The organism is Geodermatophilus sp. SMS 5-13 (assembly GCF_059428245.1).
This window is the reverse complement of sequence record NZ_CP165729.1, coordinates 1,800,932-1,825,351: the sequence shown is the minus strand read 5'-3', so window position 1 is coordinate 1,825,351 and position 24,420 is coordinate 1,800,932. Positions and strand designations below refer to the sequence as shown.

The window sequence follows — 24,420 nt, the reverse complement described above, 5'->3', positions numbered from 1 at the left end:
GTGCCGCGCCGCGGCGACGCGCTCACCGCACTGCGCCGCCCGCATCGGAAGGGTCGGGAAGCACTGGCCCACCCCCGTCTCGGGTGCGCGCGGCAACGAAGTGTGGTCTAGGTCACACCCCTGCTGACCTGCTTGTCAACGGTGGGCCGCACGTGTGCACGCGTGGTCAGCCAGCGGTACCACTCCGCCATGCCCGTGCCCCGCGTCGCCGAGACCAGCAGCACCTCGGCCGAGGGCCGCAGGTGGCGCAGGTGCTCGGTGCAGCGGGCCGGGTCGAAGTCGACGTAGGGCAGCAGATCGGCCTTGTTGAGCAGCACGAGGTCGGCGGTGCGGAACATGTGCGGGTACTTCAGCGGCTTGTCGTCCCCCTCGGTGACCGCCATGACGACGACGCGCGCGGACTCGCCCAGGTCGAACAGCGCGGGGCAGACCAGGTTGCCGACGTTCTCCACGAACAGCAGCGCGCCGGGCGCGGGCGCGAGCGCGTCGACGCCGCGGTGCAGCATCGCGGCGTCGAGGTGGCACCCGGAGCCGGTGTTGATCTGGACGACCGGCACCCCCGTGGCGCGGATGCGGTCGGCGTCCAGGCTGGTCTCCTGGTCGCCCTCGACGACGCAGAGCGGCCGGTCGGTCGGCAGCTCGCGGAGCGTGCGCTCGAGCAGGGTCGTCTTGCCCGCGCCCGGGGAACTCATCAGGTTGACCGCGACGACGCCGCGGGCCGCGAACTCGGCGCGGTTGTGCGCGGCCAGGTGGTCGTTGCGGCCGAGCACCTTCTCCTCGAGGACGACGGTGCGCGGGCCGGCGTGGTCGTGATCGTGGTCGTGCACCGGCTCCTCGCCGCAGCCGCAGGTCCCGCACATCGTCAGACCACCTCCACGGCGCGGACCAGCAACTCCTGGCCCGAGCTCAGCTCGACGTCCACGCTGCCGCACCGGCAGAGCAGCACCAGGTCGTCGACGGCGAAGTCGGCGCCGCACTGCCGGCAGCGCGCCCGTCCCGCGGGCTCGCTGATCTCCAGCCGCGCCCCCTCGACGACCGTCCCGGCCGCCACGAGGTCGAAGCAGAACCGGATCGCGTCGACGTCGACCCCGGAGACCCGGCCGATGGTCAGGTGGACGGCGGTGACCCGGGCCGGCCCGACCCGCTCCACGACCGCCTCCACCACGCTCTGCGTGATCGCGAGCTCGTGCATCGGGCCTCCCGGCGGGTGCCGTGAGGGCAGGGTAGGCACGGCGGGCGGGGCTGTCAGCCCGTTGCGGCACACGACGGACGGCGACCGTCGCGGACCGGCTCAGCAGCCGCGCACGTCGTAGCCGCGCATGGCGGGCCAGGCGGTCGCGGGCGTCGTCGTCCAGTCGAAGATCGAGACTCCGACCGCGCCGCGATCGCTCGCCGCACCGGCCATGGCCGCGTAGTCGGCCGCCGTCTCGGTGGCGCCGAACCCGCCGATCGCCGAGACCGCGGCACAGGGCTCGCCCAGGTTGCTGCGCACCCGGGCGATGTTCTCGGAGGTGTAGCGGTAGGGATCGCTCCACGTCGGGTCGGTCCGGTTGGACCAGTAGGCCATGGGCAGCCACACCTGGTAGAGCCCGCTGAGCTGGCGCCAGGGGAAGTTCGGCCAGAAAGCGGGACTCAGCACGTCGGTCACGACCGGTGGCAGGACGATCGCGCCGAGGGTGGTGCCGGGGGTGGCGGCGCGCAGGCGGCGGGAGAGGTCCAGCAGGGCGGCGTTGCGCGCGGCCACGTCGGTGACGCTGACGTCCTCGATGTCCAGCGCGAGAGCGTCGAAGGCCTGCCCGCCGGCGCGGAACGCCGCCATGGCCTGCAGTCGCCGGAGGTCACCCGGCACGTCGGTGAAGATCGGCAGGTACCAGGCCACGACGTGCATGCCGCGCGCGTGGGCGCGGGTGAGGAACTGCCCGAGGAGGTCGGGGCTGAGCAGGTCCGGATAGCGCGGGTCGTCGACGGCGGCCTGCAGGTAGACGGTGTGCACGCCCGCGTCGGCCATCAGATCCACGGTGGCCGGGGTGATCGGCGGCGCGGTACCGGCGAACTCGCGGCTGAAGCGGAACCGGGTCACCCAGGTTCCCGCGCGCTCGTACGGCGCCAGGACGGCGACGGTCACGCTCCCCGCAGCGGCGTCCCAGCGCAGGAACCCGCCCTGGAAGTCGCTCTGCCGCCCACCGTTGACGGCGTACTCGTCGGTGATCGGATAGCCGAGCGGGCTCCGCTCCCAGCCGAGCGCGGCCCACCGGTCGCGGATGGAGCCGTGCACCTCGTGCGCGCCGGTCGTGGACGTCCAGTAGATCGAGCCGCGCTGGAAGTGGTTGAACCGCCCGACGCCGTCCGGCGTCCCCGTCTCGTTCGTGACCGGGTAGCCGAGCCCGCTGCGCTCCCAGCCCAGCGCCGACCACAGCGTGCGAATGGCCCCGTGCACCTCCACCGCGCCGGTGGCCGCGGTCCAGTAGATCGAGCCAAGCTGGAAGTGGTTGAAGCGGCCGATGCCGTCCGGCGTCGGCGTCGGCGTCTCGTCGCTCAGCGGGAAGCCGAGGGCGATGGTCGCCGAGCCCAGCGGTCCGCCGAGCTGCCGGTACAGCGCCCTGATGGCGCCGTGCACCTCGTGCGCCCCGGTCTCGGCCGACCAGTACATCGTGCCGGCGGTGTACTCCTGCGCTCGGCCCGCGCCCACGGTGAACGGCACCCCGACGGGCGTCCCGAGGAGGGAGGCCGCGCCACCGAGCTCGCAGTAGTGCCGGGCGATCGGGTCGGTCTCGGTGCAGGGGGCGGACCTGGCGGGCGCCGGGGACAGCACGACGGACAAGCCCAGGAGCAGCGCGAACACCGCCGCACGGGCGGGAGAGCGCGTTCTCGCCGACGAGTTCGCCATGATCGACCACTCCCCCTGACGCAGAGGCGATGCGAGCCGCCTCCGGCTGGGTGCAGCGTGCGATCACCCGGCCGTCGCCGGCAGAGGCGTGCGTCTGCTCTCGATAGGGCCCTGTGCCATGCCGCCGCAGGGTCCCCGAGGAGCCGCAGGGCAGAAGGCACCTGCAGGCAGGGCTCAGGAGCGCTGTCGCCGCCCCGGTCATCGGCGCGACGGTCGACCCGAGCATCGGGAAGGAAGGTCTGTGAGCAGCCTGATCGACCGGCCGGCCACGCCGGACAACACGCCGCGACGACGCCGCTCCGGCGGCGTCGTGATCGCCGTCGTCCTCTCGGCTGCGGTCGCCGTGACCGCGATCGTCGTCGCCCTCCTCGCGCTCACCCGCTCCGCGGACGGCACCGGCTCGGGGACGGCCTCGTCGTCGGCCGGTACCGCGCAGATCCAGCAGGCCTGCCGGCAGTGGCTGGCCGACGCCCCCGCCCGCGGGCAGCCCGGTCCTGACGCCGAGTGGTGCGCGGGACTGACCGGCTGGATGACCGACCAGATGGCGTCGGGCCGCATGGTGGGCCCGATGATGTGGCGGAATCCGGACGCGATGCTCGTCACGTGCGTCCGGGCCATGTCCGGCCTTCCCGGCGCGGCCGGCGACCCGACCGAGACCTGCCGGGACATGGTCACCTGGATGACGGAGCACGTACGGAGGTGGACGAGCGACGACGACGGGTGGGACGGCTGGCACATGGGCCCTCGATGAGGACCGGGGGGACACGGCAGCCGCCCGCCGGACCACTGACGGGCACTGACCGCGCCTGACCTCGGGGTAGAGCGGCCCTCTCGGGCGCGCCCTTGGTCTCTGGCCGCCTCTCCTTGTGCCCGCGAAGGGTCGGCTCGTGTCAGATCCCCGGGACGCCATCCCCGGCGCGCGGCTGCCCACGGCGGACTGGGGCCCCGGACTTCACTCACCCGACGCGGCGACGGTTGAACGCGGGCTGACCAGCGCCGAGGCGACCGCTCGCCGGCCGCCGGGAGGCAACCGCCTGCCGGTCGAGTCACCGCCGTCCCCGGCGCACCTGCTCCTCCAGCAGATGGTCCACTTCTTCGCGCTGCTGCTGTGGGGTGCGGCCGTGCTGGCCTTCGTGGGCGGCATGCCCCAGCTCGCCGTGGCGATCGCCGTGGTCGTGGTCCTGAACGGGATCTTCGCGTTCGTCCAGGAGTACCGCGCCGACCGGGCCGCCGACGCGCTGCGCGACCTGGTGCCGCACCGGGTCACGGTGGTGCGGGACGGACTCCGTCAGCGGATCGACGCCGCCGACGTGGTCGTCGGCGACCTGGTCCTGCTCGAGGCCGGCGACCGCGTCGCCGCCGATCTGACCGCGATGGACGTGCACGGGCTGCGGGTGGACGAGGCCACGCTGACCGGCGAGAGCGAGCCGGTCGGCAAGGCTGCGGGCGATGCCGTCCTCGCCGGTTGCTTCGTCACCGAGGGCGAGGGGTCGGCCACGGTGACCGCGATCGGCGGGAAGACCCGCCTCGCATCGATCGCCACGATGACCCGATCGGTGCAGCGGGCCAAGACACCGCTGGCCCGCGAGCTGGACCGCATCGTCCGGATCATCACCGTGATCGCCGTCGGCCTCGGGATCCTGTGCTTCGGAGCCGGCGTCCTGCTCGGCCTTCCGCTCAGCAACGGCTTCCTGTTCGCGGTCGGCGTCACGGTCGCCCTGGTGCCCGAGGGCCTGCTGCCCACCGTCACCCTGTCGCTTGCCCGCAGCGCCCAGCTCCTGGCGCGGGACCATGCCCTGGTCCGGCGGCTGGAGTCGGTCGAGACCCTCGGTTCGACGACGTTCATCTGCACGGACAAGACCGGAACGCTGACCCAGAACCGCATGTCGGTGGTGCAGGTGTGGACCCCGCGGGGCACCGCCACGGTCCACGGCGACGGCTACGAGCCGACCGCCTCCGTGGTGGCGGGAGCCGAGGTGCTGGGCACGGTGCGTGAGCTGGCCGGCGCCGCGGCGATCTGCTCCACCGGCCGGATTCACCTGGAGGAGGGCGCGTGGACGGCGGTCGGCGACCCGATGGAGGCTGCCCTCGACGCGCTCGCGCACCGAGTGGGCGTCCCGGGCACGGACACGGGCACGCCTCCGGGGACGCGGCGCTTCCCCTTCGATCCCCGTCGGCGATGCATGTCGGTGTGGGAGGACGGCGTTCTCTTCCTGAAGGGCGCACCCGACGCGGTGCTGGCGCGCACCGCCGCCGGCCACGGTGCGGCAGAGGCGGCCACCCGCATGGCCGGTTCCGGGCTGCGCGTGCTCGCCGTCGCCCGGCGACGGCTGGACCTGGCGCCTGAGGCGGGCCCCGAGGAGGTGGAGCAGGACCTGCAGCTGCTCGGGCTCGTGGGCCTGGAGGACCCGCCCCGCCCGGGCGTCCGGGAGTCGGTCGAGCAGTGCCGGCGCGCCGGCATCCGGGTCGCCATGATCACCGGCGACGCCGGCCCGACCGCCGCGGCGATCGCCCGTCAGACCGGACTGGCCGGGGAGGACGCCCTCGTCGTCGAGCGCAGGGACCTGCCCGCCGAGCCGGCCGCGCTCGGTGAACTGCTGGACCGGGACGGCGCGATCGTCTGCCGGGTCGACCCCGAGGACAAGCTGCGCATCGCCCGGGCCCTGCGCGCCCGCGGCCACGTGGTCGCCATGACCGGGGACGGCGTCAACGACGGGCCGGCCCTGCGCGCCGCCGACATCGGTGTCGCGATGGGCGTCAGCGGGACCGACGTCGCCCGCCAGGCCGCGGACCTGGTCCTGCTCGACGACCACTTCGCCACGATCGTCACCGCCGTCCGCCGGGGCCGGACGACGTTCGCCAACATCCGCCGGTTCCTGACCTACCACCTCACCGACAACGTGGCCGAGCTCGCGCCGTTCGTCGTCTTCACCGTCACCGCCGGCGCTGTTCCGCTGGCACTCGGTGTGCTGCAGATCCTCAGCCTGGACATCGCCACCGACCTGCTCCCGGCCCTCGCGCTGGGCGCGGAGCCGCCGTCCGCGCACGTGCTCGACGGGCCGCCGCCGCGACGGCGCCTGATCGACGGCGCCGTGCTGCGCCGGGCGTTCGGCGTGCTCGGGCCGGTCGAGGCGCTGGTCTCGATGACGGCGTTCCTGGTCGTGTTGACCAGCACCGGCTGGACGTACGGCGCGGACGTGCCCGGTGCGGACCTGGCCGTCGCGTCCGGTGCCGCGTTCACCGCGGTCGTGCTGGGCCAGTTCGCCACCGCCTTCGCCTGCCGCAGCACCAGCCGGCCCGCTTGGCGCCTCGGCTGGCGAAGCAACCCCCTGCTGGTCGCCGCGGTGGGCGTCGAACTCCTCGTCCTCGTCACCCTGCTGCTCGCTCCGCCGGTGGCGGACCTGCTCGGCATGGCACCGCCGCCGCCGCTGGGGCTGACGGTCGCCGCCGCCGCCATTCCGGCGGTCCTCCTCGCCGACGCGGCGGCCAAGCGCCTCGGCCGCCGCCGCCGAGGGACGAGCCCTGGCCTGTGACGGAAGGAGACAGGCGTGGCACGCAAGACCTGGCGCGAGCTCAGCGGCCGGCAGCGGGCCGCGGTGATCGGCCTGGGATCCGCCCAGCTGGCCCTGGCCGCGGGCGCGTGGGTCGACCTCGCCCGTCGCCATCCGGACGAGGTCAACGGCCGCAAGGCCGTCTGGGCGGCGATCATCGCCGTCAACTGGGTAGGGCCGTTGTGCTACTTCCGCTGGGGCCGTCGGTGACCATCACTCCCTGAAGGCCGGCCGGGCGAGCCGGATGAGTCGGGTGAGCCGCGCCCTCCTCAGCCCGTGCTCGGGAAGGGCCGCGACGGCCGTCCGGACCGGCGCGCCCGGCCAGGTCGGCGGGGTGCAGCGTGCTGAAGCGCAGGTGACGCGCTCGCTCGGTCAGCGTCTCGTGCAGCGCGAGCACCCGGGCCAGGTCCTGCTCGTCGAGCTGCCGGACCAGTGCCGGGACGCCGTCGGGCAGCAACACGCGGCTCGGCCGGACCGGCCGCGCCGGCATGATCCGGACCGCGTCCTCCGCCGGAGCGTTGCGCTCATGCCGGCGCTTCGACGCCGGTCCACGCCGCGACCTCGCGGCCGATCCCCGCCCCCCCAGCTCCGGGCCGCCGCCGGATCGCGGAAGTCGCCCTCGGGAGCGTGCAGCGCGGCGACCACCGCCCGCTCGGTGAACTCGAGCCGGTCCCGCTCCAGCCGGCCGCCGAACACCCGGTGGTCCCGGGCCCGGCTCAGCCGCTGTATCTCGTCGACGTCCAGGAGCACCTCCGGCGGCCGCGGCGGGACGCCGACCGGGCCGCTGGAGAACAGCCACACCGGGCGGTCCCACAGGTCGATCGCGCCGCGCAGCACCAAGTCGCGCGCCTCCTCCAGCCAGCGGCCGAAGTAGATCGCGCTACCGAGCACGATCCCGTCGAACCCGCGGAGGTCGTCGACCTCCGCGCACCGGCGGACGCCCACCGCACCGCCGGGCGGGAGCGCGTGGCGCACTCCGTCGGCCACGGCCACGGCGAGCTCGGCGGTGGCCCCGTGCCGGCTGGCCACCGCCACGAGCACGCGCGGAGCCCGCGGTTGCCCCTGCTGTCCGCTCACGCCCCTCACCGTCGGGCCGCGGCGACCGCTAGGGCAGGGGCCGATGGTCCTCCGGGCAGCGGCCTTCCGGCCGCGTCGCCTACCTGGCCGTCCTCGCAGAGTCCTCAGCACACCGTTCCGACCGAGGGAGGTCGACGTGGACGAGACCAAGACCTGGACGGTCCGGATCGACATCGGTGAGCACGAGGGCCACACCCGCGCCGTGGCGCACCTGCGGACCCGGGACACCGAGCACCTGACCGGCGTGGGGTTCGCGCGCCTCAACCCCGCCGATCGCGACGTCCCGGAGATCGGGGACGAGCTCGCCGTCGCCCGCGCCCTGGCCGACCTGAGCCACCGGCTGCTGCAGGCCGCGACCGAGGACGTCGAGCAGGTCAGCGGCCATCCGGCCCACCTGGTGATGTGAGACCGAGGAGACCCGGATGACCCCGAACCGGGCCCCGAGGCTGCGCGGGGCCGGGGGCTCGTCGACGTCCCCACCCGGCGGGACCCAGTCCCCGGACGGCGACCGGGGACCAGCGGACAGGAGCGGCAGGTGACCGGGTGGTTGTTGCGCTACGACCGGCTCGATCCGGCCGGAGAGACGCTCCGGGAGGTCCTGTGCGCGCTCGGCAACGGCCGCTTCGTCACCCGTGCCGCGGCGCCCGAGGCGCGGGCGGGTGAGGGTCACTACCCGGGCACCTACGCCGCCGGGGTGTTCAACCGGCTGGCCGACGACATCGACGGGCACCGCCTGCTGAACGAGAGCATCGTCAACCTGCCCGACTGGCAGTCGCTCACGTTCCGCGTCGAGGACGGCGAGTGGCTGGACCTGACGGCGCTCACCGTCACCGACTACGTCCAGGAGCTGGACCTGCGCCGCGGGGTGCTGGTCCGCCGGTTCCGGGTCGAGGACGCCGCGGGCCGCCGGACGCGGGTGGCGCAGCGGCGGCTGGTCTCGATGGCCGATTCGTTCACCGCGGCGCTGGACTGCACGCTGGTCGCGGAGAACTGGTCGGGCACGCTGACCGTCCGCTCCGGCCTGGACGGGCGGGTGACCAACGCCGGGGTCGCCCGGTACCGGGAGTTGGACGGCCGGCACCTGCGGCCGGCCGAGACGGACGTGGACGACGCGGGCGTGGTCACCCTCGCAACGGAGACGGACCAGTCGCGGGTGCGCATCGCCCTGGCCGCCCGGCACCGGATCCTCGTGGACGGCGAACCGCGGCCGGTCGCGCCCGTCCCGGTGCTCGAGCCGGGGACGGCAGCGGTAGACCTCCTGCTGGAGACCGCGCCCGGTCGCACCATCACCGTGGAGAAGATCGCCGCGCTGTGCACCTCCCGCGACCGCGGCATCGGGGAGCCACTCGAGGCCGCCTGCGACGAGATCGGGCGAGCCGGGGAGTTCGGGGCCGTGCTGGCCCGGCACGAGCTCGCCTGGGACCACCTCTGGTACCGCTGCGACGTCGAGATCGACGGTCCGGGCCGGGCCTCGCTCGCCCTGCGACTGCACATCTTCCACCTGCTGCAGACGGTCTCCCCGCACAGCATCGATCTCGACGTCGGCATCCCCGCCCGCGGCCTGCACGGGGAGGCCTACCGCGGCCACGTCTTCTGGGACGAGGTCTTCGTGCTCCCGTTCCTCTCGCTGCGGCTGCCGGAGGTCGCCCGCGCGATGCTGCTCTACCGCTGGCGGCGGCTGCCGCAGGCCCGGGCCCTGGCCCGCGCCGCCGGTCACCGCGGGGCGATGTTCCCCTGGCAGAGCGGGTCCACCGGGCGGGAGGAGTCGCAGACGCGGCACCTCAACCCCCGCTCCGGCCGCTGGCTGCCGGACAACTCGGCGCTGCAGCGGCACGTCGGACTCGCGGTCGCCTACAACACCTGGCGCTACTACGAGGCCACCGGCGACCTGGACTTCCTCGCCACGTACGGCGCGGAGACGATCCTGGAGGTCGCCGCGTTCTTCGCCGACCTGGCGCACTACGACCCGGTGGACGACCGGTACGACATCCGCGGGGTGATGGGGCCCGACGAGTACCACGACGGGCTGCCGTGGCGGACCGAGCCCGGGCTGGACGACAACGCATACACGAACGTGCTGGCCGCCTGGACGCTCGCACGCGCCCGCGACTGCCTCGACCTGCTGCCGTCGGACCGGCGGCACGAGCTGCTCGACACGCTGGACATCCGCCGCGCCGAGCTGGAGCGGTGGGAGCACGTCAGCCGGAAGCTGCGGTTGTGCTGGCACGGGGACGGGATCCTCAGCCAGTTCCGGGACTACGACCGGCTGGAGGAGTTCGACTGGGCGGGCTACCGGCACCGCCACGGGGACATCAGCCGGCTGGACCGGATCCTCGAGGCGGAGGGCGACTCGACCAACCGGTACAAGGTGTCCAAGCAGGCCGACGCCCTGATGATCTTCCCCCTGCTCAACGCCGACGAGTTCTACCGGGTCCTCGATCGGCTCGGCTATCCCTACGACCGGCAGACGATCCCCCGGACCATCGGCTATTACCTCGACCGCACCTGCCACGGCTCGACGCTGTCCAAGGTCGTCCACTCCTGGGTGCTCGCCCGCAGCAACCGACGCAAGGCATGGGAGTACTTCCTCGAGGCGTTGGAGAGTGACATCGCCGACGTCCAGGGCGGCACGACAGCCGAGGGCGTCCACCTCGGGGCCATGGCGGGCACCGTCGACCTGGTGCAGCGTGCCTTCACCGGTCTGGAGACCCGCGGGGACGCCCTCGGCTTCGAGCCCTTCCTGCCCGACGCGCTCACGGGCATGCGGTTCCGGCTGCGCTATCGCCGGCACCTGCAGGTGGACGTGGCGATCACCCACGACAGCCTCGTCGTCGGCGGCGGCACTCAGCGCCGCGGCGTCCTCCCGGTCCGCGTATTCGGCGAGGAGTACCGGCTCCATCCCAGCGGCAGCCTGCAGGTGTCGCTGCACCGGCGGCACCCGGACCGGGGCGCAGTGACCTAGGGCCCCGTTCGGCACGGCCGTTGGGCGAGCGGTTGCAGGACGTCTTCCAGCGGTGGGGAGCCGGCCGGAACGGAGACGCTCACGAGGTCGGACCCGCTCCCCGGCGAGGTGAGAGCCCATGCGCGAGACCGCGGAGGACGTCGTCGCTACCGGGCTGGTGCGGACGTGAGACAGCCGAATCCCCACAGGCCGGCCCCCGGATCGATCGAGGCATGGCGGGCCGCACTCGAGGTCGCCGCAGATCACGGCCGGCTGGCCCCTTCGGTGCACAACACGCAGCCCTGGACCTTCGGGTTGTTCGCGGACCGGCTCGAGCTGAGAGCCGACCGCGCCCGGCAGCTGGCGGTGCTCGACCCCGACGGCCGGGCACTCGCCCAGAGCGTCGGCGCGGCCCTGTTCAACGTGCGGGCCTCGCTGTCCGCCTCGCGGTTCGCCGTGAAGGTGGAGCGGCTGCCCGCCGCGGAGGAGCCCGACCTGATGGCCGTCGTCCGGCCCGGCCAGGGTGAGCCCGACGGGGCGCTGGCCCGGCTGGACCGGGCCGTCGTCCAGCGGCACACCAACCGCCGGCCGTTCGGCCCGGAGACGGTGCCGGACGAGGTCCTGGACGAGCTCGCCGACGCGGTCGCCGCCGAGGACGCGCACCTCGTCCCGCTCCGCACCCCGCAGCAGCGGGCGCTGGCGGCCGAGCTGACCAGGGAGGCCGAGCGGCTGCAGAACGCGGACCCGGCCTACCGCCCGGAGCTCGAGCGGTGGACCAGCCGGACACCCGCGCAGGGCGACGGCGTGCCGGCCAGCTCCGTCCCGCGCACCGGTTCGCGCACCGACCCCGTCCCCGTCCGCGACTTCGACGTCCGTGGCCACGGCGGCCTGCCGCGGCACACCGGGTCGGGTACCGACCAGACCCTCGTCGTGCTCGCGACCCCGACCGACGATCCGACGGCGTGGCTGCGTGCCGGCGAGGCGCTCGAGCGGCTGTGGCTCGAGCTGACCCGGCTCGACTGGGTGGCCGGGCCGATCACCCAGGCATTCGAGGTACCGGAGACCCGCGTCCGGCTGGCGGGGCTGACCGCGCCCTTCGTCCCCCAGGTCCTGCTGCGGGTCGGCCGCGCGGCTCCTGCCGACCCCACGGCCCGGCGGCCGCGCCGAACGGTGGTGCAGAACAGCACGCGGCCCGCGCCGTCGCTGGTCCCGAACCCGCAGACGGGCACCGCCGCCGAGCCGGTGCACCGACCGGTCCCCGACGGACGTGGAGGGACCACCTGGCGGTGAGCGCGTCGGCGGAACCTGGTCGACGGGAACATGGAAGGAGTGGCGCGATGCGCGCCGAGGTCGGGAACTGGCTGGTGGTGCACGGGCGCACGCTCGACGCACCGGTGCGGGAGGGGCTCGTCGTCGAGGTTCCGCACGCCGACGGCAGCCCGCCCTACGTCATCCGCTGGCTGGACGCCGATCGGCTCAGCCTGGTCTTCCCCGGCCCGGACGCCACCGTGGTCGGCCAGGCGCCCCACGCGGGCCCGACCCGGTGAGCCGGGGCGGCCTGTGGCCGGGGCCGCTGTGTCGAGCCGATGGCGCGGACAGCTGAGGAGCCGCGGCGAGATTGTTCGCACCCGAGGGCACGGAGTAGCGTGATCTTGGTCCGACGCGCAGTCCATGTCGGTCCCCGGTGGATCGAGGCGGTCATTGGAGTCCCCCGGAATCCCACCCACCGGCCGGCCCTGCGGCCGGCGTGCCGCCTGCGCCGAGTCGATCACGATCGAACTCGGCCCGACGGCCGGCGGCCGGCATGCGTGGCGGCGGACATGAGCCCGCACTCGCAGGGCCCGCGCCCCTTTCCCGGATCGCTCACGATCGAGCACGAGGCCGGCGGTCGGCGGGTGCTGCGCCTGACCGGTGACGTGGACTCCGCGACCGTCGCCGAGTTCGAGAGCCGTCAGGGCAGCCTGCCGGTGGTGGTCGACGAGATCGACGCCGGCGCCGTGACGTTCCTCGGCTCCGCTGGGCTCGCCATCATGGTGCGCTGCGCAGAGGCCGCCGCCGCGGCCGGCGGCCTGCCGGTGCTGCGCGCGGCGTCCGGCACGGTGGACCGGCTGCTGCGCGCGGCCGGGCTGGAGACCTACTTCCCGCGGCCCTAGCCGGGCGGCGCAGTCCGCGGTCGACGGCGGCCGGCGAGTTCAGGTCGACCCGGTGTCGACCCAGTCAGGCGTGCATCGCGGCCCGGTGCCGGGCCAGGACGTCGAGGCCGAAGTCCGCGCTGGGATCGCGCCACACGGAGTGCGCGTGGTTCGCGCCCCGCTGCGTGTTGTCCCACTCGAGCAGCAACCGCGGCCCCTGCAGCCGGTAGTAGCTCGGCTCGCCTGGATCGGTCGATCCGGCCCAGGCGAGGTGGACGGCGTCGAGGGCGGCGTCGTCGTCGTAGCGGGAGAGCACCGACACCTCGGCGGGGGCGCGGTCGAGGTAGGTGCCGAGCAGCGCCCGCAGCATTCCCCGTTGTTCGGCGTCCAGTTCCGCGGCGGCGACGCCTTTGGGCTCCGCCGTGTACTCCAGGGCCGCGTGCTCGACACCGACCGCTTCTTCTTCTACGAGAACTGGGAGTCCGGGGACCACCTGGACGCCCACCTGTCGGCGCCGCATCTGCAGGAGTTCGCCGCGCGGATCCCCGACCTGCTCGACGAGAGCGGCCTGTCGGTCAACCGCGTGCGCCGGATCGCCTGACCTGTGACCCGAAGGGGCCGGACGGGTCGGGTCGGCCAGGTCGAGCATGTCCGGGACGTCGGCGGCCCCGGCTCGGGGTCGTCGAGGACGGCCGCCGCATCGGGCACGGGGCTCAGTAGTGGTAGCGCGCCTGAAGGACGACGAGCTGATCACCGTCCACCGTGTAGACCAGGCGGTGTTCCTGGTCGATGCGGCGCGACCAGCAGCCCGACAGATCTCCACTGAGGCGTTCCGGCTTGCCCGTTCCCGTCGCAGGATCCCGAGCGGCTTCGCGGATCACTCGGTTGATCTGCGCGAGCGTCTTCCGGTCCTCGGTCCAGCTGGTGTGGTCCTCCCAGCCGTGCGCTGTGAACGCGATCCTCACTCAGCCAACTCGTGCGACTGCACCGAACCGGCCTCGAGGTCCGCCACGCTGTCCCGGAGGCGCTCGGCGTCCGGCGTGGGTCAGTCGGGCGTGACCTCGAACGTCGTGACGAGTTCGGTGGTGGAGTCGCCGCCCACCCGGACGTCGAAGGTCGAGCTGTCCAGCACCCAGTCGCGCGCGGCGCTGTTCCAGTAGCGCCGGTGTTCGGGGCCGAGCACGAACTCCACCTGGCGCGAGGCGTGCGCCGCAACGGTGATCCGCTCGAAGCCCTTGAGCTCTCGGACCGGACGGGAGGCGGTGCCGTGGCGCTGGTGGAGGTAGAGCTGGACGACCTCCGCGGCGTCCCGGTCGGAGGTGTTGGTGACCTGCACCGAGACGGTGACGCTGCCGTCGAGGGGGATCGAGCGGGCGTCCACGGCGAGGTGGGAGTAGCTGAAGGAGCCGTAGCTCAACCCGTGCCCGAACGGGAACAGGGGCGTGCTGGCCTCGTCCCAGTAGCGCCGTCCCTGCCGGTCCGGGTCGTGCGAGCGGGTGTGGGAGTAGACGAGCGGCACCTGCCCGACCGTGCGCGGCCAGCTGAAGGGCAGCTTGCCGGCGGGCGAGACGTCCCCGAACAGCAGGTTGGCCACGGCCGCGCCGCCCTGGCTGCCGGGGTACCAGATGTCGAGGATCGCCGGCACGTGCTCGGCGGCCCAGCGCAGGTCCAGCGGGCGGCCGTTCATGACCAGCAGGACGGTCGGGGTGCCGGTGGCGACGACGGCCTGCAGCAGCTCCAGCTGCCGGCCCGGCAGCTCCAGCGAGGACCGCGAGGCGGCCTCGCCGATCATGTTCTGCCACTCGCCGGCGACGACCACCGCGACATCGGCCGCGGCGGCCAGCTCCACTGCGCGGGCGAACTCGGCGTCCTCGTCGAAGCCCTCCGGATCCTCGGGCCGGTTGTTGCCGAACATGTCGAACATCGAGGGGAACACCCGCTGGACCACCGGGACGCCGGGCGCGACGTCGACGCGCACCCGGTCGCCGACCGCGCGCCGGACGCCCTCGGCGACGGTCACGACCTCGTCCAGGTCGTAGTCGAACACCCACGGCCCGAGGGTGTCCCGGCGGGAGTCGGCCAGCGGCCCGAGGACGGCGATCGACGTGAGCTTCCCGGCGTCGAGCGGCAGCAGGGAGCCCGCGTTGCGCAGCAGGACGGCGGAGCGCTCGGCGGCGATCCGGGCCACCTCGCGGTGCCCGGGGTCGGCCAGCACCTGGCCGGCGCGGTCCTCGTCGACGTACGGGTCGTCGAACAGCCCCAGGCGCAGCTTCGCCTCGAGGATGCGGCGCACGGCCGCGTCGAGCGCCGCCTCGCTGACCGTGCCGTCCTCCAGCGCCCGGGGCAGGCGGCCGTACGCCGGGTCGTGCGTGGCCATCTCCAGGTCGACTCCCGCGGTGACGGCCCGGGCGCCGGCCTCGGTCAGGGTGGCGGCGAAGCCGTGTGTGACCAGGTTGTGGACCGCGTTCGCGTCGCTGACCACGAATCCCTCGAAGCCCCACGTCTCGCGCAGCACCTCGGTGAACAGGAACCGGCTGGCCGACGCGGGGACGCCGTTGAGGTCCATGTAGGCGGTCATCACGTTGCCCGCCCCGGCCTCGACCGCGGCCTTGAACGGCGGGAAGTAGGTGTTCCACAGCTCGGCGTCGGAGAGGTTGACCTCGTCGTAGTCGCGCCCGCCGAGCGCGGCGCCGTAGCCGGCGAAGTGCTTGGGACCGGCGATGACGCGCTCGGGCTGCCCGATCGCGCCGCCCTGGAATCCGCGGACCTGGGCGACGGCGACCGCGGCGCCGAGGAACGGGTCCTCCCCCGCGCCCTCGATGATCCGGCCCCAGCGGGGATCGCGAGCGATGTCGACCATCGGGGCGAAGGTCCAGTGGATGCCGACGGCGGAGGCCTCGCGGGCGGCCACGGCCTGGCCCCGCTCGATCGTCTCCAGGTCCCACGAGGCGGCCATCGCGATCGGCACCGGGAAGATCGTGCGCAGCCCGTGGATGACGTCGAAGCCGAACAGCGCGGGGATGCCCAGCCGGTTGCCCTCGATCGCCAGCCGCTGCAGCCGGTTGATCTCCGCCGGATCGGTCACGAACAGCAGCGACCCCACCTCGCCGCGCCCCAGTGCCTCCTCCACCATGCGGGGCTGGGCCTCCAGGTCCACGTCGAGGGCCGGCTCGGGCTCCTCCCCCGCGGGCAGGCGGAAGTAGAAGTACTGGGTCAGCTGGCCCGCCTTCTCCGCCGGGGACATCTGGCGGATCAGGTCGTCGACCCTGGCCGCCAGGCCGTCGCGGTCCTCGCCGGCCTGCTGCTTGCGCTCACTCACCGATACCACTCCACTGGGTCGATCTCTTCGGGGGACCGCGAGCCGCTGCATCGGCGCCGTCCGTACCTCAGCGGCTCCCCGCGAACGTCGTGAGGCGGACGGTCTCGGGCAGGGTCCGGAGCGAGGCCAGCAGGTCCGGCGGCAGTTCGCCGCTGACGTCGGTCACCACGTAGCCGAGCTGGCCGCGGGTGGCCAGCACCTGGCCGTCCACGTTGAGCCCGTGCTCGCCCACCAGCGCGTCGGCGCGGGCCAGGACGCCGGGCACGTTGTGGTGCAGCAGCGCGAACCGGGCCGCCGAGGACCCGTGCAGGGCCACCGCCGGCAGGTTGACGCTCAGCGTCGTCGTCCCGGTGCGGGCGTAGTCGATCAGCTTGCCGGCGACGAACCGCCCGATGTCGTACTGCGCCTCCTGGGTCGATCCACCGACGTGCGGCGTGAGGATGACGTTGGGCAGCCCGCGCAGCACGGAGTGGAAGGCGTCGCCCTGCTCCTTGGGCTCGTCCGGGAACACGTCGACGGCGGCGCCGGCGATGTGGCCGCCCTCGATGTGGTCGCGCAGCGCCTCGTGGTCGACGACGAACCCGCGGGAGAGGTTGAGGAACAGGCTGCGCCGGCGCATGCGGGAGAACTGCTCGGCGCCGAACAGACCGGCGTTGCCGGCGCGCCCGTCGACGTGCAGCGTCACCGTCTCCGCGCGTTCGAGCAGCTCCTCCAGGCTGCCGCAGGCCTCGGCGTTGCCGAGGGCGAGCTTGTCCTCCAGGTCGTAGAACAGCACGCGCATGCCCAGTGCCTCGGCCAGCACCGACAGCTGGCTGCCGATGTTGCCGTAGCCGACGATGCCCAGCGTCCGGCCCCGGATCTCGTGGCTGCCCTTCGCGGACTTGTCCCAGATCCCGGCGTGCAGCGCGCGGTCCCGGTCGTTCAGCCGCCGGGCCAGGCTGATGATCTCGGCGATCGCCAGCTCGACGACGCTGCGGGTGTTGGAGTACGGCGCGTTGAACACCGCCACCCCGGCCGCGGCTGCCGCGACAAGGTCGATCTGGTTGGTGCCGATGCAGAAGGCGCCCACCGCCGCCAGACCCGGACTCCGCTTCACGACCTCCGCGGTCACCTGGGTCTTCGACCGGATGCCCAGCAGGTCGACCCCGTCCAGCGCGGCGGTCAGGTCGTCCTCGTCCAGCGCTCCCCGCCGGCAGTCCACCTCGTAGCCGGCCGCGGACAGCAGCTCCACCGCTACCGGGTCGATGTTCTCCAGCAGCAGGGCTCGGCGCATGTCCGACGATTCTCCTCACCGCCTCTGCCGGCCGAGTCACCGGTCCACGGCGGCTCAATCGACGTTGACGTCAACCGACAGCTCGGGCCATCCTGCGACGGCGGGCCCGCACAGCCGCGGTCCCCCGCTCGACCACCGCCCCGGGAGGCAATCGTGAGCGACCGCGCCGTCCGGATCGCCAACTTCTCCGGCTACCTCGGCGACCGGTTCACCGCCATCGAGGAGGCCCTCGCCGGCGATCCGGTCGACGTCCTCATGGGTGACTACCTGGCCGAGGTCACGCTGGCCGGCTTGGCGACCGGCTTCCGCCAGCATCCGGAGCGCGGCGGCTACGTCGGCTACTTCCTCCGGCAACTCGAGCCGCACCTGGCCACGATCGCCGAGCGCGGGATCAAGGTGATCAGCAACGCCGGCGGCTTCGCCCCCGACCGCATGGCCGACGCGGTGCGGGCCATGGTCGCCGCGGCGGGGCTGTCGCTGCGGGTGGCGCACGTGGAGGGCGACAACCTGATCGACCGGCTCGGTGAGCTGCACGCCGAGGGCCACGCGCTGGAGAACCTCGACACCGAGGCCCCGCTGAAGGACTGGGGCATGGAGCCGATCGCGGCGAACGCCTACCTCGGCGGGTTCGGCATCGCGGAGGCGCTGCGGGCCGGCGCCGACATCGTCATCACCGGGCGGGTCACCGACGCGTCGCTGACCGTGGGCCCGGCCGCCTGGTGGCACGGCTGGACTCCCGACGACGTCGACGCGCTCGCCGGCGCGGTCGTCGCGGGGCACGTGATCGAGTGCGGCGCGCACGCCACCGGCGGCAACTTCTCCGGCTTCCTCACCGTGCCCGGGATGGCCCGCCCGGGCTTCCCGATCGCCGAGGTGGCCGCCGACGGCAGCAGCGTGATCACCAAGCACGCCCGGGACGGCGGCATGGTCACGGTGGACACGGTCACCGCCCAGCTGCTGTACGAGATCCAGGGGCCGAGTTACCTCAACCCCGACGCCACCGTGCACCTCGACACCGTGCGGCTGACCCAGGCCGGGCCCGACCGGGTCGCGATCGGCCCGGTCACCGGGTCCCCGCCGCCGCCGACGGCGAAGGTGGCGGTGTTCGCCCAGATCGGCTACGAGATCTCGACGATGCTCTTCTGCACCGCGCCGCACGTGGCGGAGAAGGTGGCGCTGCTGCGCGAGCAGCTGGGGTTGCAGCTCGACGGGGTGGTCGACCAGCTCGACGTCACCCCGCTGGGCACCGCCGCGGTCGACCCGGCGTCGCAGTGGGAGGCCACGGTCCCGATCCGCGTGATCGCGACCGCCCGCAGCCGCGAGCAGCTGCGGGGCTTCCCGGCCGCCGTCGCAGGCCTGTACCTGCAGGGCTTTCCCGGCTTCCACCACGACGGCCATGCCCAGCAGGCGCGCGAGCCCTGGCCGCGGATCGACTACTGGCCCGCGCTGCTGGCCGCGGAGGTGCTTCCCCACCGCGCCGTCCTCGACGACGGCGCGGTGCGCGACGCCCCGCTCCCCTCCCGCTGGGCCACCCCCGAGGAACTGGCGCAGGACCGCTGCCCCGAACCGCCCCCCGCCCGGAGCAGCGGACGACGGATCGAACTGGGCGCCCTCGCGTACGCGCGCGCCGGCGACAAGGGCGGCAACTCCAACGTCGGAGTCTGGGTGCCGGACGCGGCCCACTGGGAGTGGCTGCGCGGCACGCTGTCCACCGACGGGCTGCTGGCCCTGATGCCCGAGGCCAAGGACTGCACCGTGGTCCGGCACGAGTTCCCGCACCTGCGCGCCGTGCACTTCGTCCTCAAGGGGCTGCTGGGCACCGGCGGGTCGTCCAACCTGCGCGTGGACCAGATCGGCAAGTCGGTCGGCGAGTACCTGCGCGCCAAGCACGTGCCGGCGCCGGAGGGTCTGCCCGGCTAGGGCACCAGGACGACCTTGCCCAGGACGCTCCGGTCGCGCAGCTGCGCCACGGCCTCCCCCGCCTTCTCCAGGGGATACGTCGCGCTGACGGGAGGATCCACGACGCCGGAGTCCAGGTGGGGGCGCAGCCGGTCCCACTCCTCGCGGAGGTAGCCCTTCCGCGGCATCGCGTACGCGCCCCAGCCGACGCCCCGGACGTCGACGTTGTTGAGCAGCAGGCGGTTCACCCGCACCGTCGGGATGTCGCCCGCGGTGAAGCCGAGCACGAGCAGCCGGCCGAGCGGTGCGAGACAGCGGAGGGAATCGGTGAACCGGTCACCGCCCACCGGGTCCACCACCATGTCGACCCCCCTGCCGCCGGTCAGCTGCAGGACGCCGTCCTTGAACCCCTCGGCCAGCACCGCCTCGTGCGAGCCGAGCCGCGTCACGAACTCCGCCTTCTCGGGCGACGACACCACCGAGATGACGCGGGCCCCCATGGCGACGGCCAGCTGGATGGTCGCCGTCCCGATGCCGCCGGCCGCGCCCTGCACCAGCACGGTCTCGCCCTCGCGCAGCTGACCTCGGGTGGTGAGCGCGAAGGTCATCGTCAGGTAGTTCATCGGGAGGCACGCCCCGGCGGGGAAGCCGACGGTATCCGGCAGCGGGAACACGTGGTCCGCCGCAGCGCTGACCCGTTCCGCGAAGGCGCCGATGGTGCTGGTCCCGGCGACGCGGTCCCCGGGACGGAACCCGGAGTCCGTCGGCGCCTCGAGCACGACCCCGGCGAACTCGCCACCGAGGACGAACGGCCGCTCGGGCTTGTACTGGTACTTGTCCTGGCTGAGCAGCAGGTCCGGGAAGTTGACGCCGGCCGCCCGAACCTCGACCAGCACCTCGTCCGGGCCCGGGGCGGGGTCCGGGATCTCTCCGACCTCGAGCGCCTCCGGCCCGTCCGCTCGCGTCACCCGCACTGCTCGCATCCGCTGCTGTCCTCTCGTTCCTCGGTGTCGGGGCCCTCTGGTGCGCCGGTGAGCGCAACCGTCGGCTCAGACCAGGTCCGTCGCAAGGGCGAGCGCGTGCTCGGCCGCGCCTCGCATGGCGCTCGCCACCGCTTCGGTGTCGATCTGCCCTCCCATGTGCCCGCCGGCGTAGCGATCCAGGACGCCGACGCTGATGCACGCCGAACGCCAGAAGGCGAACGCGCGGTAGTACGGCAGATCGGACAGGTCCCGGCCGGTGACCTCGGCGTACCGGGCCGCCAGGTCGACGCGCGGCGGGAAACCGGCGGAGCCGCTGGCGTTCATGTTCGGCAGCAGCAACGGCTCCCCGGGCTCGGCCCATCCCATGAGCAGCCACCCGAGGTCGGCCAGCTCGTCGCCGAGCGTCGTGAGCTCCCAGTCGAGGACGGCCCGCACCCGCCCGGCGGGCGAGGCGAGCACGTTGCCCAGGCGGAGGTCCCCGTGCACGATGCCGGTCCACCGCTGGGGCGGGATCGCCGCGGCGAGCATGCCCGCGACGCGGTCCAGCAGCGGCCGGTCGGCGCTGCCGGAGGTCTCGTACTGCCGTCGCCACCGGCGCAGCTGCCGCTCGATGTAGCCGTCGCGGCGCCCCAGGTCGCCCAGGCCGACCTCGTCCGGATCGACGGCATGCAGCGCGGCCATGACCTCGACGAGGTGCAGGCCGAGTGGGACCTTGGCCTCGCGCGGATAGCCGTCCGCGGCCTGCACCGAGCTGAGCACGGCGCCCTCGACGAAGTCCATGACGAAGAACGGCGCACCGATGACGTCCGGGTCCGCGCAGGCCCCGTGGATCGCCGGGACCGGGACGGCGGAGTGCTGCAGCGCCGCGTAGATCCGGTGCTCGCGGAGCACGTCGTGCGCGGTGGACAGGGCCTGACCCAGCGGCGGCCGCCGCAGGACGAAGGCGTGACCGTGGCAGTCGCTCACGCGATAGGTGAGGTTCGATCGGCCGCCGGCGATCAGCGTGGCGTCGTAGGGGCCGATCGCGCCGGGAACGTGCTCGTCGAGCCACCTCCGGAGAGCCGGAGCCCGCGGATCCAGACCCGCCGGTGCGAGCAACCCGCTCACGCCGGGACGGCCTGCGGGCCGCGGATCAGCCGGCCGGGCAGCTCGCCGGTCTCCGCGCCGTCGGTGTAGGTCTCGACGCCCCGGACGACGGTGTGCCGGTAGCCCTCGGCCCGCTGCAGCAGCCGTCGTCCTCCGCCGGGCAGGTCGTGGTGCACCTCCGGCCGCCGCAGCCGCAGCCGGTCGAGGTCGATGACGTTGAGGTCGGCGCGGTAGCCCGGCGCGAGCACGCCGCGGTCGGTCAGCCCGACGGCGGCGGCGGTGTCGCGGCTCTGCCGCCGCACGAGGAACTCCAGGCCGAGCGTGCCGTGCGCGCGGTCACGGGCCCAGTGCTGCAGCAGCGTCGTCGGGAACGAGCCGTCGCAGATCGAGCCGACGTGCGCGCCGCCGTCGGAGAGACCGGGCAGCGTGCACGGGTGCTCGAGCATCTCGCGCACCGGCTCGAGGCTGCGGTCCTCCCAGTTCGCCGTCATGACGTAGATCAGGCCGCGGCCGCCGTCGGCCAGCAGCACGTCGTAGGCGAGGTCGGCGGGCTCGCGGCCCTCGCGCCGGGCGCGCTCGGCGAGGGAGTCGGCCGGGTCCGGCTCGTAGTCCGGCGGGTCGGACAGCTCGTACATCAGGTGGTACTTGTCGATGAGCCGGCCGCCGATCAGGGCGGTCCTCTTCTCGCCGGTCTGTGCGGCCAGCACGGCCGCCCTCGTGTCCGGCCGGGCCAGCCGGGCGGCCTGCTCGGCGAGCGGGAGGGCGGCCATCTCCTGCCAGACCGGGTTGGTCATGAACGGGTGCAGGGTGAGCTCCAGCCCCATGACCAACCCGACGCCGCGCGCGGCCACCTGGGCCCGCATCGCCAGGCCGTCCGCCTGGGCCTCGGCGAGCCGCTCGAGCACCTTGCGGTAACCGGAGGGGTCGAAGTGGCTCTGCACCAGCGACGCCGACAGCGGCCGGCCGGACGCCTGCACCATCCGCCGCATGATGTCGACGTCCACGTCGACGTCGAGGAAGTCGGTGACCAGCTGCAGCACGCCGCGGCCGGTGGCGCCGACCGCGGTCGCGATCGCGATCAGCTCGTCGACGCCGGCGTCGTAGGACGGCGTCAGCTCGCCGTCCACGCTCTTGTGGTTCAGCGTCCGCGACGTGGAGAACCCCAGCGCGCCGGCCTCGACCGCGGCCGCCGCGAGGCGGGCCATCTCGGCGACCTCCTCGCCCGTCGCCGCGCCGCCGGCCACCGCCCGCTCCCCCATGACGTGCACGCGCAGCGCCGCGTGCGGCACCTGGGTGCCGATGTCCAGGTCGAAGCGCCGTCCGCCGAGGACGTCGAGGTACTCCGCGTAGGACTCCCAGTTCCACGGCAGCCCCTCGTGCAGGGCGGTCCCGGGGATGTCCTCGATGCCCTCCATGAGGTCGATCAGCCGCTGGTGGTGGGCCGGCACGACCGGGGCGAACCCGACCCCGCAGTTGCCGGCCACCACCGAGGTGACCCCGTGCCACGCCGAGGGCTGCAGCCGCGAGTCCCAGGTCGCCTGGCCGTCGTAGTGGGTGTGGATGTCGACGAAGCCGGGCGCGACCACGGCGCCCTCGGCGTCGATCTCGCGCCGCCCGCGGCCGGCCACCCGCCCCACCTCGGTGATGCGGTCGCCGGTGATCGCGACGTCCGCCGTGCGGCGCGGCGCCCCGGTCCCGTCCACCACCGTGCCGCCCCGGACCACCACGTCGTGCTCGGGCATGCGCCGTCTTCTCCCCGTGACCGGGCCACCCCGACGATGCGGGCTCTGGTCTCGGACAGTAGGGCCTCCCACAGCCCAGGTCACGCCGCGGCGTGGAGCACCCCGACCAGCTCCGCCGCGGTGAGCCGCACGGGGTTGCCCTGCATGCTGCTGGAGCGGGCCGCCTTCTCGGCGACCTCGGCGTACCGCTCCGGCCGCAGGCCCACCTCCGCCAGGGGCGGCACGTCCAGCGCGACGACGGTCGCGCGCAGCCAGGCCACGCCGTCCTCGACCGTGGCGTCGTCCCGTCCGGTCAGCAGCCGGGCGACCTGCGCGTAGCGGCGCAGTCCGGCGGAGCCCGGCGCACGCTCGCGCAGCGCGCGCAGGTTCGCCTCGACCACCGGTGCCAGGAGGACGGCGCAGACCGCGCCGTGCGGTGCGTCGACCATGCCACCGACGACGCCCGCGACGCCGTGCACCGCGCCCAGTTTGGCGTTGGCCAGCGCGATGCCGCCGAAGAGGCTGCACAGCGCCATCTCCTCGCGGGCCTCGGCGTCCTCGCCGTGCTCGTAGGCGCGCCGCAGGGCCCCGGCACCCCGCCGCAGCCCCTCGGCCGCCACGGCGTCGGTCGCCGGGTTGGCCCGTGGCGAGACGTACGGCTCCAGGCACTGGGTCAGCGCGTCGAGCCCGCTGCTCGCGGTCACCGCCGGCGGGCAGCTGAGCGTGAGCAGCGGGTCCACGAGGGCGACCGCCGCCAGCAGATGGGGGCTGCGGATGCTCGCCTTGAGGCCGTGCTCGGGTGAGCTGAGCACGGCGTTGGCGGTCGCCTCGGCACCGGTGCCCGCCGTGGTGGGCACCGCGACGTACGGCACGGCCGGGCGCTCGACGGGCATCCCGCGGCCCACCACCTCCAGGTGGTCGAGCGGATCGGTCCCGTTGCCGAGCAGCACCGCGACCGCCTTGCCCAGGTCCAGCACGCTGCCCCCGCCGATCGCGACGACCACGTCGGCGCCGGCGCGGCGCGCCTCCGCGGTCGCGGCACGGACGTCGCCGACCGTCGGCTCGTGCGGCACGGTCACCACGGCGACCGGGTCGACCCCGCCCAGCAGGTGGCGGTGGCGCGCCGGGTCCGCCCCCGTGCACAGCAGCACCCTCCGGCCCAGGGCGGGCAGCAGCCCCGGGAGCTCGGCGGCACGGCCCGGCCCGAACAGCACCCTCCGCGGAACGGCGAGGTCGAACCCGCTCACCAGCCGTCGTCCCCGGGAAAGACGGCGGTGAAGCGCGTCGAGGCGCGCGGCTCGGCCATCAGGCCGGCGACCGCGTCGCGCCAGCGCGCGTAGTGCGCCGTCCGCTTGTGCGCGTCGGCCGCCGCCTGGTCCACGTACACCTCGGTGAGGACGACGTGCCCGGCGTCGGCCTCGTCGTGCAGCACGTCGAAACGGCGGACGCCGGGCTCCTGCAGCGAGGCCGACGCGTTGCGCCGGGTCTCCGCCAGGAACGCCTCGGCGTCCTCCGGCCTGATCCGGACGTGCACGTGGACGACGAGCATCG

23 protein-coding genes are annotated in these 24,420 nt (G+C 74.0%); 10 read left to right on the top strand and 13 right to left on the bottom strand.

Annotation, left to right across the window (positions count from 1 at the left end):
- Positions 1–107: 107 nt before the first annotated feature.
- From hypB to AB3388_RS08860, 3 genes are all read right to left on the bottom strand, one after another.
- Positions 108–860 carry a hydrogenase nickel incorporation protein HypB gene (gene hypB, locus AB3388_RS08870; protein ID WP_495410395.1) on the bottom strand — a complete coding sequence of 251 codons (753 nt, stop codon included), beginning with the start codon at positions 858–860 and terminating at the stop codon, positions 108–110.
- A gap of 2 nt (positions 861–862) precedes the next feature.
- Positions 863–1,192 (bottom strand): hydrogenase maturation nickel metallochaperone HypA/HybF, encoded by a 330-nt coding sequence (locus tag AB3388_RS08865; protein ID WP_495410394.1) that lies wholly within the window; start codon positions 1,190–1,192, stop codon positions 863–865.
- 99 nt (positions 1,193–1,291) lie between these two features.
- A complete protein-coding gene (locus tag AB3388_RS08860; RefSeq protein WP_495410393.1) occupies positions 1,292–2,842 on the bottom strand; it encodes an LGFP repeat-containing protein in 1,551 nt (516 codons plus the stop codon).
- A gap of 286 nt (positions 2,843–3,128) precedes the next feature.
- On the opposite strand from AB3388_RS08860, the gene AB3388_RS08855 reads away from it, so the two are divergent.
- The 3 genes from AB3388_RS08855 to AB3388_RS08845 all read left to right on the top strand — a co-directional run bounded on the left by AB3388_RS08855 (position 3,129) and on the right by AB3388_RS08845 (position 6,648).
- Complete coding sequence (locus tag AB3388_RS08855; RefSeq protein ID WP_495410392.1) at positions 3,129–3,638, top strand: hypothetical protein; 510 nt, start codon at positions 3,129–3,131, stop codon at positions 3,636–3,638.
- Positions 3,639–3,774: 136 nt separating this feature from the next.
- Positions 3,775–6,420 (top strand): cation-translocating P-type ATPase, encoded by a 2,646-nt coding sequence (locus AB3388_RS08850; protein ID WP_495410391.1) that lies wholly within the window; start codon positions 3,775–3,777, stop codon positions 6,418–6,420.
- 15 nt (positions 6,421–6,435) lie between these two features.
- On the top strand, positions 6,436–6,648 hold the full coding sequence (locus AB3388_RS08845; protein ID WP_495410390.1) for a PLD nuclease N-terminal domain-containing protein: 213 nt from the start codon (positions 6,436–6,438) through the stop codon (positions 6,646–6,648).
- Between the two features lie 162 nt (positions 6,649–6,810).
- Here AB3388_RS08845 and AB3388_RS08840 read toward each other — a convergent pair whose 3' ends face one another.
- The gene (locus AB3388_RS08840) at positions 6,811–7,515 is read right to left on the bottom strand and encodes a flavodoxin domain-containing protein (RefSeq protein ID WP_495410389.1); all 705 of its coding nucleotides are present in this window, start codon (positions 7,513–7,515) and stop codon (positions 6,811–6,813) included.
- A 136-nt stretch (positions 7,516–7,651) separates the two neighbouring features.
- Here AB3388_RS08840 and AB3388_RS08835 point away from each other — a divergent pair, with 136 nt between their 5' ends.
- The 5 genes from AB3388_RS08835 to AB3388_RS08815 all read left to right on the top strand — a co-directional run bounded on the left by AB3388_RS08835 (position 7,652) and on the right by AB3388_RS08815 (position 12,609).
- Positions 7,652–7,921, top strand: coding sequence for a DUF1876 domain-containing protein (locus AB3388_RS08835; protein WP_495410388.1), 270 nt, complete (start codon positions 7,652–7,654; stop codon positions 7,919–7,921).
- Between the two features lie 129 nt (positions 7,922–8,050).
- On the top strand, positions 8,051–10,477 hold the full coding sequence (locus tag AB3388_RS08830; protein WP_495410387.1) for a glycoside hydrolase family 65 protein: 2,427 nt from the start codon (positions 8,051–8,053) through the stop codon (positions 10,475–10,477).
- 108 nt (positions 10,478–10,585) lie between these two features.
- Positions 10,586–11,746, top strand: a complete 1,161-nt coding sequence (locus AB3388_RS08825) for an Acg family FMN-binding oxidoreductase (protein ID WP_495410386.1) — start codon at positions 10,586–10,588, stop codon at positions 11,744–11,746.
- Positions 11,747–11,793: 47 nt separating this feature from the next.
- A complete protein-coding gene (locus AB3388_RS08820) occupies positions 11,794–12,003 on the top strand; it encodes a DUF1918 domain-containing protein (protein ID WP_495410385.1) in 210 nt (69 codons plus the stop codon).
- A gap of 273 nt (positions 12,004–12,276) precedes the next feature.
- Positions 12,277–12,609, top strand: a complete 333-nt coding sequence (locus tag AB3388_RS08815; protein ID WP_495410384.1) for an STAS domain-containing protein — start codon at positions 12,277–12,279, stop codon at positions 12,607–12,609.
- 64 nt (positions 12,610–12,673) lie between these two features.
- On the opposite strand, the gene AB3388_RS08810 is transcribed toward AB3388_RS08815, so the two are convergent.
- Positions 12,674–13,081, bottom strand: coding sequence for a DUF3500 domain-containing protein (locus AB3388_RS08810; RefSeq protein WP_495410383.1), 408 nt, complete (start codon positions 13,079–13,081; stop codon positions 12,674–12,676).
- Between AB3388_RS08810 and AB3388_RS08805 the strand changes: the two genes are divergently transcribed.
- Entirely contained in the window at positions 13,028–13,189 is a 162-nt protein-coding gene (locus tag AB3388_RS08805; RefSeq protein ID WP_495410382.1) for a putative quinol monooxygenase, read from the top strand. The two genes, AB3388_RS08810 and AB3388_RS08805, sit on opposite strands and share 54 nt — an antisense overlap.
- Before the next feature lie 112 nt (positions 13,190–13,301).
- Here the strand turns inward: AB3388_RS08805 and AB3388_RS08800 are convergent, their stop codons facing one another.
- The 3 genes from AB3388_RS08800 to serA form a co-directional block, all read right to left on the bottom strand.
- A complete protein-coding gene (locus AB3388_RS08800; RefSeq protein WP_495410381.1) occupies positions 13,302–13,553 on the bottom strand; it encodes a Txe/YoeB family addiction module toxin in 252 nt (83 codons plus the stop codon).
- An 80-nt stretch (positions 13,554–13,633) separates the two neighbouring features.
- Positions 13,634–15,907, bottom strand: a complete 2,274-nt coding sequence (locus tag AB3388_RS08795; protein ID WP_495410380.1) for a glycoside hydrolase family 3 N-terminal domain-containing protein — start codon at positions 15,905–15,907, stop codon at positions 13,634–13,636.
- Between the two features lie 67 nt (positions 15,908–15,974).
- Positions 15,975–17,180: a phosphoglycerate dehydrogenase gene (gene serA / locus AB3388_RS08790; protein WP_495410379.1), complete on the bottom strand. Its 1,206-nt coding sequence runs from the start codon at positions 17,178–17,180 to the stop codon at positions 15,975–15,977.
- Between the two features lie 153 nt (positions 17,181–17,333).
- On the opposite strand from serA, the gene AB3388_RS08785 reads away from it, so the two are divergent.
- Positions 17,334–19,100, top strand: coding sequence for an acyclic terpene utilization AtuA family protein (locus AB3388_RS08785; protein WP_495410378.1), 1,767 nt, complete (start codon positions 17,334–17,336; stop codon positions 19,098–19,100).
- Here the strand turns inward: AB3388_RS08785 and AB3388_RS08780 are convergent.
- From AB3388_RS08780 to AB3388_RS08760, 5 genes are all read right to left on the bottom strand, one after another.
- Positions 19,097–20,047: an NADPH:quinone oxidoreductase family protein gene (locus tag AB3388_RS08780; protein WP_495410377.1), complete on the bottom strand. Its 951-nt coding sequence runs from the start codon at positions 20,045–20,047 to the stop codon at positions 19,097–19,099. The two genes, AB3388_RS08785 and AB3388_RS08780, sit on opposite strands and share 4 nt — an antisense overlap.
- 81 nt (positions 20,048–20,128) lie before the next feature.
- On the bottom strand, positions 20,129–21,169 hold the full coding sequence (locus AB3388_RS08775) for a phosphotransferase family protein (RefSeq protein WP_495410376.1): 1,041 nt from the start codon (positions 21,167–21,169) through the stop codon (positions 20,129–20,131).
- Positions 21,166–22,890, bottom strand: a complete 1,725-nt coding sequence (locus AB3388_RS08770) for an N-acyl-D-amino-acid deacylase family protein (RefSeq protein WP_495410375.1) — start codon at positions 22,888–22,890, stop codon at positions 21,166–21,168. The genes AB3388_RS08775 and AB3388_RS08770 overlap by 4 nt, the downstream gene beginning before the upstream one ends.
- A gap of 80 nt (positions 22,891–22,970) precedes the next feature.
- On the bottom strand, positions 22,971–24,116 hold the full coding sequence (locus AB3388_RS08765; RefSeq protein WP_495410374.1) for an iron-containing alcohol dehydrogenase: 1,146 nt from the start codon (positions 24,114–24,116) through the stop codon (positions 22,971–22,973).
- The gene (locus tag AB3388_RS08760) at positions 24,113–24,418 is read right to left on the bottom strand and encodes a putative quinol monooxygenase (RefSeq protein WP_495410373.1); all 306 of its coding nucleotides are present in this window, start codon (positions 24,416–24,418) and stop codon (positions 24,113–24,115) included. Before AB3388_RS08760 ends, AB3388_RS08765 begins: the two co-directional genes overlap by 4 nt.
- Positions 24,419–24,420: the final 2 nt, after the last annotated feature.